Origin of the sequence: Streptomyces sp. NPDC127108, from assembly GCF_042677545.1 — a bacterium.
Classification (GTDB): Bacteria; Actinomycetota; Actinomycetes; order Streptomycetales; family Streptomycetaceae; genus Streptomyces.
In genome coordinates this window covers 1-11,081 of sequence record NZ_JBHXTE010000090.1, presented here as the reverse complement: position 1 = coordinate 11,081, position 11,081 = coordinate 1, and the positions used below count along the sequence as shown (strand labels likewise).

The 11,081-nt window shown below is 72.6% G+C and carries 12 protein-coding genes; 5 read left to right on the top strand and 7 right to left on the bottom strand.

Translation table 11 applies throughout. The features are described from left to right. The first annotated feature begins 150 nt into the window (after positions 1–150). The 3 genes from ACFVHO_RS40120 to ACFVHO_RS40110 all read left to right on the top strand — a co-directional run bounded on the left by ACFVHO_RS40120 (position 151) and on the right by ACFVHO_RS40110 (position 2,779). Complete coding sequence (locus tag ACFVHO_RS40120) at positions 151–690, top strand: DUF1707 domain-containing protein (RefSeq protein ID WP_385725483.1); 540 nt, start codon at positions 151–153, stop codon at positions 688–690. A gap of 36 nt (positions 691–726) precedes the next feature. Beyond that, positions 727–1,329: a DinB family protein gene (locus tag ACFVHO_RS40115; RefSeq protein ID WP_385725482.1), complete on the top strand. Its 603-nt coding sequence runs from the start codon at positions 727–729 to the stop codon at positions 1,327–1,329. A gap of 241 nt (positions 1,330–1,570) precedes the next feature. Then, complete coding sequence (locus ACFVHO_RS40110; protein ID WP_385725481.1) at positions 1,571–2,779, top strand: alpha/beta hydrolase; 1,209 nt, start codon at positions 1,571–1,573, stop codon at positions 2,777–2,779. 40 nt (positions 2,780–2,819) lie between these two features. Here ACFVHO_RS40110 and ACFVHO_RS40105 read toward each other — a convergent pair whose 3' ends face one another. Then, on the bottom strand, positions 2,820–3,431 hold the full coding sequence (locus ACFVHO_RS40105) for a dihydrofolate reductase family protein (RefSeq protein ID WP_385725480.1): 612 nt from the start codon (positions 3,429–3,431) through the stop codon (positions 2,820–2,822). Positions 3,432–3,671: 240 nt separating this feature from the next. Between ACFVHO_RS40105 and ACFVHO_RS40100 the strand changes: the two genes are divergently transcribed. Next, positions 3,672–4,454: a hypothetical protein gene (locus ACFVHO_RS40100; protein WP_385725479.1), complete on the top strand. Its 783-nt coding sequence runs from the start codon at positions 3,672–3,674 to the stop codon at positions 4,452–4,454. 36 nt (positions 4,455–4,490) lie between these two features. On the opposite strand, the gene ACFVHO_RS40095 is transcribed toward ACFVHO_RS40100, so the two are convergent. From ACFVHO_RS40095 to ACFVHO_RS40080, 4 genes are all read right to left on the bottom strand, one after another. Then, complete coding sequence (locus tag ACFVHO_RS40095; RefSeq protein WP_385725478.1) at positions 4,491–5,543, bottom strand: alpha/beta hydrolase; 1,053 nt, start codon at positions 5,541–5,543, stop codon at positions 4,491–4,493. 63 nt (positions 5,544–5,606) lie between these two features. After that, positions 5,607–7,262 carry a serine/threonine-protein kinase gene (locus ACFVHO_RS40090; protein WP_385725477.1) on the bottom strand — a complete coding sequence of 552 codons (1,656 nt, stop codon included), beginning with the start codon at positions 7,260–7,262 and terminating at the stop codon, positions 5,607–5,609. A 127-nt stretch (positions 7,263–7,389) separates the two neighbouring features. Beyond that, the gene (locus ACFVHO_RS40085; RefSeq protein WP_385725476.1) at positions 7,390–7,806 is read right to left on the bottom strand and encodes a DUF6463 family protein; all 417 of its coding nucleotides are present in this window, start codon (positions 7,804–7,806) and stop codon (positions 7,390–7,392) included. Between the two features lie 83 nt (positions 7,807–7,889). After that, positions 7,890–8,732 (bottom strand): dienelactone hydrolase family protein, encoded by an 843-nt coding sequence (locus ACFVHO_RS40080; protein ID WP_385725475.1) that lies wholly within the window; start codon positions 8,730–8,732, stop codon positions 7,890–7,892. 160 nt (positions 8,733–8,892) lie between these two features. Here ACFVHO_RS40080 and ACFVHO_RS40075 point away from each other — a divergent pair, with 160 nt between their 5' ends. After that, entirely contained in the window at positions 8,893–9,903 is a 1,011-nt protein-coding gene (locus tag ACFVHO_RS40075; protein ID WP_385725474.1) for a GlxA family transcriptional regulator, read from the top strand. Here the strand turns inward: ACFVHO_RS40075 and cpt are convergent. Continuing rightward, positions 9,896–10,429 carry a chloramphenicol phosphotransferase CPT gene (gene cpt, locus ACFVHO_RS40070; RefSeq protein WP_385725473.1) on the bottom strand — a complete coding sequence of 178 codons (534 nt, stop codon included), beginning with the start codon at positions 10,427–10,429 and terminating at the stop codon, positions 9,896–9,898. The two genes, ACFVHO_RS40075 and cpt, sit on opposite strands and share 8 nt — an antisense overlap. A gap of 77 nt (positions 10,430–10,506) precedes the next feature. Further along, positions 10,507–10,977 carry an NUDIX hydrolase gene (locus ACFVHO_RS40065; protein WP_385725472.1) on the bottom strand — a complete coding sequence of 157 codons (471 nt, stop codon included), beginning with the start codon at positions 10,975–10,977 and terminating at the stop codon, positions 10,507–10,509. Between the last annotated feature and the right edge of the window lie 104 nt (positions 10,978–11,081).

Genomic DNA, 11,081 nt, shown 5'->3' with positions numbered 1-11,081 from the left:
AGTACGTCCAGTACGAGGGCGATCCGGGCGCACGCCGAGAGCACGCACCAGACGCCGCGGGCTGTTCCGCGAAGATCCGCCGGACAGGCCCTAGCGGCCCTCCCCCCGGCGCCGCTGGTGGCCGCCGCACGGTGCCGCTAACGTGGCGACATGTCGAACGACCTGCCCGACCTGAGGGCATCCCACGAGGACCGTGACCGCGTCGTGGACGCGCTCCGGGTCGCCGCCGGTGACGGCCGACTCGACGCCGAGGAACTCGACATGCGCCTGGAGCGCGCGCTGTCGGCCAAGACGCTCAGCGAGCTGGCCGAGCTCACCACCGACCTGCCGAGTGCGCCCACCGCCCAGGGCAAGGACGTCCTCGTGGTCGAGCAGCACGGCGGCAAGTTCGTGCGGGAGGGGCGCTGGTCGGTCCCCTCGCGCATCGAGCTGCGGACGCAGGAGTGCCGCGTCACCCTCGACTTCACCCACGCCGTGATCACCGCGGACGTCCTGCGCATCGAGACGGACATGATGCACGGCAAGCTGGTCTTCGTCGGCTCACCGGACATCGTGATGGACACCGACGGGCTCAACCTCACCTACTCCAAGCTCAAGCTCCGCCCCAAGACCACTGATGCCAAGCCCCGCCTGCGCATCGAGCTCGTCGGAAGGCTCCTGCACGCGAAGATCGTCGAGCGGCGCAAATGAGGTGAGCGCACGGGCCGTACGCACGATGATGTACGGATGGCACACCTTCCGCAGGGACACGTCACACGGCGACGAGCCGAGCTGTTCGAAGCCGCGCCGACCGACGGCGGTGCACCGGGCTCGCTCGGCTCCGGCGCGGACCGGTTCAGCGGGCCCGCCACCGGCGACGAGCGCGCGCTGCTCGTCGGGTTCCTCGCGGCGCAGCGCGCGACGCTGACGGTCAAGTGCGCGGGCCTCGGCGCGGAGTTGGCGCAGCGGTCGGCCGCTCCCTCCACGCTCTCCCTGCTCGGCCTGGTCCGTCATCTCGCCGACGTGGAGCGCCGCTGGTTCCGGCGCGTGCTCGCCGCGGAGGACGCGCCGCTCCTGTTCTCCTCACCGGCCGAGCCCGACGCGGACTTCACCGGCGCACTGCCCGACCCCGCGCTGGCTGCGGCGGCCTGGGACGCCTGGCACGCCGAAGTCGCCTTCGCCGAGCGCTTCGTGACCGACGCGCCCCACCTCGACGTGGAGGGCACGGACTCCTGGCGCGGCACCGTGTCGCTGCGCTGGGTGCTCGTCCACATGATCGAGGAGTACGCGCGCCACAACGGCCACGCCGATCTGCTGCGGGAGCGGATCGACGGGGCGATCGGCCTCTGATACGGGGCGCGGCCCGGGAGATGAGGGCATGGTGCCCGGGAGACGAGGACGACGTGCCCGGGAGACGAGGACGACGTGCCCGGGAGACGAGGACGACGTGCCCGGGAGACGAGGACGACGTGTCCGGAAGACAAGGACGAGGTGCCCGGAGGACGAGGGCGTGCCGCCGCCCAGGAGATGATGTTGGACCCGGCCCTCTCGCGCGACCGACCGGCGCACGGGCGCTACCAAGGAGACCCGCATGACTGATGTGCCTTCGACCGACCGACTTTCGGGAACTCTCTCCCGCCGTTCGATACTTCGCGCGTCGGTGACGGGGGCGACGGCGGCGGTCGCCGGTGGGCTCGGAGCGGGGTCGGCCTTCGCGGCTCCGGCGGATGCCCCCGTGCCCCTGCCCGCGGCCACCGGCCCGCACCCGGTCGGCACCCGCACCTTCCACCTCGTCGACGACCGCCGCGAGGACCCGTTCGCGCCGACCCCGACACCGCGCGAGCTGATGGTCCAGGTCTGGTACGCGGCCGCCGGGCACCGTGGTCTTGAGCGCGCCCGCTACCTCACCGCCGGCCTCGAACCGGTCGTCGAGCGCCGCTTCGAGCTCCCCGAGGGCTCCTTGGGCCGGGTACGCACCGACGCCTGGCAGGACGCCCCGGCGCACTCGAACCTGCGCCGGGCACCCGTGGTGTTCTTCGGCCCGGGCCGCCAGGACCCCGCGGCCACCGGCACCGCCTTCGCCCAGGACCTGGCGAGCCACGGCTACGTCGTCATCGGCGTGAACCACACCTACGACGGCCCGACGCAGTTCCCCGACGGCCGGATCGTCCCGCAGAACCCCGCCACCGGCGACCAGGCGCTGCTGCGCAAGTACTCCGACGTCCGCGCCGCCGACCTGAGCTTCGTCCTCGACGTCCTGACCGGACAGCGCGCGACGCGGCTGCCCGCGGCGTTCTCGCGGACGCCGGGGCACACCGGATTCGGTGTGTTCGGCCACTCCCTCGGCGGCTCCGCGGCCGCCGAGGCGCTGCGCACCGACCCCCGGTTCACGGCGGGCGCCTGCCTGGACGGCGCCCTGCAGACGGATGCCGTACAGACCGGACTCAAGCAGCCCTTCCTGCTCTTCACCGAGCCGATGGAGCTGCCGACCTGGACCGACTTCATGGCCCACCACACGGCCTGGGGCCGCCGCATGGTCCTCGCCGGCGCGCGCCACTACAGCTTCAACGACCTCGCCGCGCTCGGCGTGGGACTGCGGCTCGACCAGGCATGGACCGCGGAACGGTACGCCAGGTTCTTCGGCACGGCCGAGGGACGCCGCTCGCAGGCGGTCACGGGGGCGTACGTGCGGGCGTTCTTCGACCACTGGCTGCGCGGCCGCACCACGACCTCGCCGTCCCTGGACGCACCGGACGCCGACTACCCCGAGATCACACTCGGATGGACCTCCGGAAGCTGATCCCGGCCCGCGGTCGGCGCCCGCCCGCACCTCCCGGAGCCTACGCCCCGGCCCCGTAGTGCCCGTACTCCGGAAGTCCCGCCGCCTCGAAGGTGTGCACCGACAGGCCGCCCGGCGTCGTCCGGTGGTCGACGAGCCGCAGCCCGGCGGGCGCGCCACCGTCCGGGAACAGCCGTCGGCCCTTGCCCACCACGACCGGGGCGATGGCGAGCCGCAACGTGTCGACGAGCCCCGCGGCCAGCAGGGACTGGGCCAGCAGGGCACTGCCGTGGACCTGCAGTTCCCGGCCCGGTTGCCGCTTCAGCTCGGCGACCTCGGCGGCGACCTCCCCGGACAGGACGGTGGTCGGGTTCCAGTCGGCCTTGGTCGGGGTGTGGGCGGCCACGTACTTCGGCAGGCCGTTCATGATCGGGGCGAACGGATGGTCGGTCATCGTCGGCCAGTCCCGCGCGAAGTTCTCGTACGTACGGCGGCCGAACAGCAACGCGTCCGCCTCACCGAGCCACGTCCCCACCAGGTCCACGAACTCCTCGTCCATGTGCGGCACGAACCAGCCGCCCCGCGTGAATCCGTCACTGGTGTCCTCATCCGGTGACCCCGGCCCTTGCGACACCCCGTCAAGTGACAGGAACTCCTGCACGACGAGCTTCATTGCGCACCACACTCTCTTCGGCATCGACGGAGAGACGAGATCGTCCCACTCCTCAGACCCGGCGGAGCGCAGACACTCATCGGTCCGGGCGCGGCATGTTGTGGCCTCGGCGCCGTCAAGAGTCCAAGCCTGGCCCTCGATGAGTCCATGTCGTCAGGATCCGCCGCTGAGTACAAGTGGAAGGCGCCATCAAGCGCGACACCCCCACAGACTCGACACCCCCACAGAGAGGAACAGCACATGCCAGTGCGGACTCTCCGCCTCAGTGCCGCAGCCGGTGCGGCCGCGGGCCTGCTCCTGCTCTCCCCCCACACCGCCTCTGCTTTCGAGGGCTCCACCTCCGCCGCCGACGTCGGTGGCGGGAACGTCTCGGTCAGCTGGTCCATGCCCGGCACCCCCTCTTCCGGCCTGACCAACATCACCTTCCCCATCACGGTGCGGCCCGCCACGGCCCACAAGGCCGGGATCTACTTCGCCCAGCAGTACGACTTCGCCAACGGCATGGGCTACACCGGCCTGCAGCCCAGACCGAACAGCGGCGGCAAGGAGCGGCTCTCCGCGCGCTTCTCGACCTTCACCAAGGGCGCGACCACCTCCGACCCGAACTGTCACGAAGGGGCGGACGGCGGGCCCGGGGTGACCTGCGCGGTGGACTTCGACGCCGTGTACGGCGACCGCTACGACATCAAGGTCCAGCGGACCGGACCGGACACCTGGACCGGCACGGCGAGGAACACGGTCACCGGTGCCTCCACGCACCTGGGCACTTACACCCTGCCGTCGGGCAGCGGGAACCTGAAGGGCTCCCAGGGCGGGTTCGTCGAGTACTACGCGGGGATCCCGAGCTGCGCCGAGATGCCCAGGTCGGACGTCGTCTTCGGTGGCCCCACCAGCACCGACGCGGGCGGCCTGAGCGGCACGTCGAGGGCCAACTACGAGTACAGCGACTGCGTCGGCGAGGCGAACTACCGGGCCGAGAACGACGGAGCGGGCACGCACATCACCCGCGGCTTCCTGTCCTAGCGCCCTGGGGTGTACGGACCCGGCAGCCCGGCGTGGTCACCGCGCCGGGCCGCCGGGCCGGTACCCGGACTGCGTGAGAAGGCGACGCAGCCATCGCGTGCGGGCGTCGCGGGCGTCCTTGGTGAGGGCCGCGTGCGGCGCGATGCCGTCGAAGCCGTGGTACCCGCCGGACCACACGTGCAGTTCGGCCTGGCCACCGGCCTGCCAGATCGCGTTCGCGTACGCCACGTCCTCGTCGCGGAACATCTCCGCCGAGCCGACGTCGATGTACGCGGGGGGCAGGCCGGAGAGGTCCGCGGCACGGGCGGGAGCCGCGTACGGCGGCAGGTCCGCGGAGCCGTAACGGTCGCCGAGGAGCGCCTGCCACGCGGTCGCGTTGGAGGTGAGGTCCCACATGCCGATGCCCGACATCTGCCGGCCGGAGAACGTACCGTCGCGGTCGTCGTCGAGCATCGGGCACAACAGCATCTGCCCCAGCGCCCCGGGACCGCCCCGGTCGCGGGCGAGGAGCGCGAGCGCCGCGGCGAGCCCGCCTCCCGCGCTCTTGCCGCCGATGACGACGCGGTCCGCGTCGATGCCCAGTTCGGCGGCGTGCTCGGCCGCCCAGACGAGTCCGGCGTAGCAGTCCTCCAGCGGCGCCGGGTACTGCGCGCGCGGCGCCAGCCGGTACTCGACCGAGAGGACGGCCAGGTTCAACGGAAGCACCCACTCGTGCAGGATCCGCGGCAGTACGGACCACGCGTTGCCCATGACCATGGCGCCGCCGTGCATGTAGTACAGCAGGGGCAGCGGTCCGACGACCCCCGCCGGGCGCGCGCTGACGAGCGTGACGTCCGGCGCGCCCCGCAGCCCCGGAACCCGCAGCTCCGTCACCTCGAACCGGCCGTCGGCGCTCAGGTCCTCGGCCGTCGGCCTCGGGCGGGACGCGGCGTCCCGCTGCTGTCGCGCCGGAAGGTTGTCCGGGGTCATCGGCTCCCAGGCCTGGCGGCCCAAGGCGTCCAGGGCGGGGCTCAGTTCGGGGTCGAACGGGGGCGCTGTGCGCGGGGTCGGGACGCGGTCCTGCTGTGCGGGCGCGTGACGGTCACTCATGACTCACTCCACGGTCGGGTTGCGGTCGGAGGGTGTGTCCGGGAAGCCCGGAAGAGCGCGCCGTTACGCCCGCCACACCGTCATGTCGGCGGTCATGAAGCTGATCCCGCTCTTCGGCAGCGCGGTCGACTTCACCTGGATCACGAGCAGCGCGATGTCCCCGGAGGGGTGCTTGACGCAGATCTCGCTGCCCGCCGCCGCGGCGGCCAGGGGGAGGCGGCGGCTGTCGGCGCCGGCGAGGGCGATGCGGCAGGACTCGCGGGTGGCGCCCGGCTTGCTGTACAGCATGGTGATGACGCTGGTCCTGCTCTCCAGCGAGCAGTTGGTGTCGTTGCAGACGAAGCGGATGTCGCCCTTGCGGTCCTTGCGCTCGACCGGCTCCTTGATGTTCAGCGAGTTCTTCTCGTCGAGCCACTGGAAGGGGTACGGGATGGCCTGCGGGGGCTTGGGCGCGGTCGACGAGGACCCTTGGGCCTCGGACTCCGGCCCGCCCGACTTCGCCCCGCCCGACGCCGAGCCGTCCGAGCCCGCCCCGCCCGTCTCCGACGCGGAGTCCGACCCCGACGAGGACCCGTCCGACCCGGCGGACGACTCTGCCCCGGACGCCCCCGCCCCGGCCGTCGACGACCCGGCGGCCTTGCGGTCACGCGACCCGTCCCGCGCCTCCATGACCGTCCACACCGAGCCGCCGACCACCAGCGCCCCCGCCGCCACGGCCGCGGCGACGATCAGCGCGGTGCGTCTCCTGCGGACCCGCCGTTCGTCCGGCCCCGTCGGCCGGGTCGGTGCCAGCGACATCGTGTGCACCGGAGTGGGGTCGGGGACCGGCGCCGGAACCCTCACCTCCGGCCCCATGACCTCCCGCCAGACCTGCTGTCCGGGGCCCGTGTCCTGACCGAGCCGCTGGCGGCACCAGTGGACGACCTCCGCCAGTGTGGCCCGTCGCGCGGGATCGGCGACCAGGCACCGGGCGATCAGCGGCCTCAACTGCTCGGGCAGCAGGGACAGGTCGGGCTCGGAGTGCACGATCCGGTACAGGACGCTGACCGAGGGCCCGTCCCCGTACAGCGGCTCTCCGAGCGCGGCGAACGCCGCCGTCTGCCCCAGCGCGAAGACGTCGGTCGCCGCCGTGACCTCACCCCCGGACGCCTGCTCGGGCGCCATGAACTGGGGAGTGCCGACGGCGGAGCCCGTGACGGTGTGCGAGGTGATGTCGGAGGCCAGCGAGATGCCGAAGTCGATGACCCGCGGCCCGTCGGCGGCGAGCAGCACGTTCGACGGCTTCAGGTCCCGGTGCACGATGCCCGCGCCGTGGATGGCCTGCAGCGCCTCGGCCACCCCCGCCACCAGCCACAGCACCGCGGACACCGGCAGCGGTCCGCGCCGCGCGACGGCCTCGGCCAGCGAGGGACCGGGCACGTACAGCGTGGCCAGCCACGGCGGAACGCCGTCCGCGTCGGCGTCGATCAGCTCCGCGGTGTACGCGCCCCGGACCCGCCGGGCGGCCTCCACCTCCCGGCGGAACCGCCGCCGGAACTCCGGGTTGTCGGCGAGCTCCGGGCGCACCACCTTGATCGCCACCGGGCGGCCGCCCTGCGTGTGCGACAGATAGACCCGGCCCATGCCGCCCGCCCCGAGCCGGGCCGCGAGACGGTAGCCGGCCACCAGCGGTGGATCGTCCGCCTGCAGTGGCTGGAACACCTCAGCCGGATGATTCATCGGCGCTCATTCCCCCCGTCACCATCTGGCCAGTGGATGCCCTGACCAGCGACAGAAGCTTAAACGGGCGGCAAACAGGGGGAGCGGAGGGGGGAACCGTCCGGAGCGGTCCGCCCGTTCGGGCCGCCTACGGAGCCCGAGTCGTGTCGGCGGCAGGTGCGGTGACACCGACGCGGGCCGCACGGCGGGACCCGACCAGCAGCAGCACGCTCGCGAGCAGGATGACCGGCGAGGGCGAGAGCCCGAGGATCACGGTGTCGCCCACGGCCCAGACCCCGAGCACCCACGCGATGAACGGCGGCGGCACGATGCCCCGGCGGTCCAGCCACAGCACCATCAGGCCGAGGATGACGAGCGGCGGGCCGAAGCTGTTCCAGCTCAGCCAGAACGCGCTGCTCGCCTCGCTCATCGCGGCGAGGTCCTCGCCCCACAACTCCCCGCTGAACCAGTCCCCGGCGTGGCTCCCGGCTTCCTCCACGGTCAGGGCGAGGAGCGTGTGCGCCGCTCCGAATATCGCGATGAGCCAACCAGCCCACTTGATCATCCGAACCCTCCATTCTCGTGGTGGAGCCGCCCGGGGGCGGCTTCGCCTCCGCTGGGTCAGACGCAGTGGGCCACGTGATTGCCTCAGCGGCGGGCGCGCGGGTCGTCCCGCGCCCCGAGCCGTTCGACGAGGAACGCGATGATCTCGTCGCGGGCCCGCACGGTCGGGTGGCCCTCCTCGTCGACGAGATGCGCGGTGACGACGCTGTGGGCGCAGCCGACGCTGTCACGGAAGAACGGCGGCGGGTTCGTGTTCGCCACCTCGTCGGGCAGCACACGGCCGTCGAACGCGTCGCCGAGCAGCGCGCGGTAGGCCGCGAAGCGCTGCCCCGTGCACCACTTGTCGTTGTCGAAGCGGTACGCGAGGACCTTCAGGCCGTCGCGCGCGACGCGTTCGGCCACGGCGGCGGCGTCCTCGGGGCCGATCTCCAGGCCTCCGCGGTCGTCGAGCGGCAGCGACGGATGGTTGACCACCGGTGCGACGACCGCCGGCTCCAGCGCCATCGTCAGGGCGAAGTTGCCGGTGAAGCACAGGCCCACGGCCCCGACGCCGGGCCCACCGCGCTCGGCGTGCGCGATGCGGGCGAGCCCGCGCAACCACGAGACGACGGGGCTGGTGCCGCCACCGGCGAAGGCCCGGAACTCGGCGCTGACACAGGCGCGGCGCACCACGGCCTGGCCCTCCTTGACGAGCGGATAGGCGCCGTCGATCCCGAACAGGGAAGGCACGTAGACGGAGAAGCCCGCGTCGCGCACCCAGCGTGCGAACCGCGCGAGGTCGGGGCTGATGCCCGGCATCTCCGGCATCAGGACGACGGCCGGTCCCGCCCCGCAGACGTACACGGTCTTGCTGATGCCATCGACGCCGACGGTCCTCCGGGTGAAGTCCCCCATGAGGTCGTCACGTTGCCCTCGCACGGTTGTCATGACGCACAGGATGACGAGAGGCTGCCCTCACCGAGAAGCGGCGAGATCGCCATGCTTCACGGTGATCTCGCCAAGCGCGGAAGCGCCGAAGCGCCGAAGGGACCGGGCGCCGAAGCGGCGAGGGCCGAAGTGTTGTCGAGACGTCGGAGGCAGATGCCGCATGGTTCCGCTGCGTGTGAGTGTGCTGGCCTACCCGGGCTGCTTCGGGTCGGAGGTGTTCGGCGTCCTCGACCTCCTGACCATGGCCGGTCACGTCGCGGCCGCACACGGAGCGGGGGAGTCGTCCTACGAGGCCTCGATCGTCTCGCCCCGCCGACGCGTGACCCTGTCCGGAGGCACGGGCGTCGCCGTCTCCGCGATGCGCCCCGCGGACGTACTGATCGTGCCGGGATTCGAGATCTCACCCGCGCAGGACCTCGACGCGACCCTCGCGGACCTGGGACCGGAAACGGCCGCCATCCGCACGCGGGCCGCCGCCGGGACCGCGGTCGTGTCGATCTGCGTGGGCGCGTTCCTCCTCGCAGAGGCCGGGCTGCTCGCGGGCCGCGAGGCGACGACGTCCTGGCTGTACGCGGACCGGTTCGCGCGACGGTACGCCGATGTGGAGGTCCGCTCGGAGGAGCTGGTCGTGACCGACCGCGGTGTGACGACCACCGCGGCCTTCAGCGCGATGTACGACTTCGCGCTCCGCTTCGTCCGCGAGCACGACGGCCCCCGCGTGGCCCGCAGCACGGCACGCATCGCCCTCCTCGACGACGCCCGCGCCACACAGTCCGCGTACGTGGACGTGGGGCTCCTGCCCGCCGTGGGCCGGAGCTTCTCGCTCGGCGTGAAGCGCTGGCTCGACCAGAACCTCGGGGCCCGCTACGACCTGCCCGCCCTCGCCGAGGAGTTCGGCGTCAGCACGAGGACCCTGCTCCGCCGCTTCGGCGACGAAGCCGGTGAGTCCCCCCTGTCCTATCTGCACACGGCCCGGGTGCGCCGGGCCAGACACCTGCTGGAGACGACCGACAGAACGGTCGCACGCGTCGCCGCCGACGTCGGGTACCAGAACCCCGGCGCCTTCGCCCAGCTCTTCGCCCGCCACACGGGCCAGCAGCCGAGCACGTACCGCGCGACCTTCCGCCGCCCCGACGCCCAGAAGCCCCGAACCGAACCCGCGCCTACCTGACGTGCGCCGCGATGTCCCGCGCGCACGCCATCGACTCGGCGTGCCCGGTGTCCACCTCCACGTCGTACGCCATGCCCCGGTGGACCACATCGGCCTGGGACGTGGCCATCCCGACGACGCGGTCCCCGCGCGCGACTTCGCGGTCCGCGGCGATGGCGCCGTCGCACCGCACGCCGACCCACAGCACCGGCAGCTCGCCCAGCGCCCGCTGCCACCGCCGCTGCGACTCCGCGCCGCCGAGGAAGACCTCATCGACGATGATCCGCGCCCCCGCACCGGCCATCGCGGCGAGCCCCGCGATCCAGGCCCCCTCCAGGGCCCGGAACTCCGGCCCGACGACCACCTCGCCGCCGGGCCCGAACTCGATCCCCGCATCCGACGCCCGCATCGCCGCGGGCAGCGCGTCGACGAACGTATCGACCCCGAAGGCCAGCCACGGCTCCGGCAGAACGGCCTGCAGACACCGCACGATCCCGGACTTCCCCGAGCTGGAACCACCGTTGAGAACGATCACCTGGGTCTTCACCGCGCCACAGTAGACACAGGGCGCCACCACACCCAACAGATTTCCGGGCCCCGTGATCCAGAAGGCGCGGATGGCCGTCAGTGCTGGATCAGCCCGCCGACCTCGACGGGTGCCACATGCCCGGTCGGCGGGACCGTCCGTGCCAGGTCGAGGCCGATGTCGACCAGTGACGAGCGTCGCAGGCCCGCGACGTCGGGGATCGGGGTCCAGCGTGACTCGGCGGTCTCGCCGTTCGGTTCGGGGCGGAGGTGGCCGCCGGTGATGCGGCAGCGGTAGAAGACGCCGACGTTCTGGTGCTCGGGCAGGCCGGGGGAGCGGTCCGCCGCGGGGATCACCCGTGAGTCCACGCCCAGGAGGCGCTCGACCACCGCGGCGCAGCCCGTCTCCTCGGCGACTTCCCGGATCACCGCGTCGAACGGATCCTCCGCGTGCTCGACCCTGCCGCCAGGAAGCGTCCAGATGGACTCGCCGCCCGGCGACACGTGCCGGGCGAGCAGCACGCGTCCGCTCTCGACGCACACGGCGTACGCCGCGAGCCGGAAACTCATCCGATACCTCCTGCTGGACGCCGATACGACGTCCGTACTCTGCCCGAGAACGGCCCTCGGCGGCACGAGGCGGCGGGGCCGGAACACCTGTGGGTGCTCCGGCC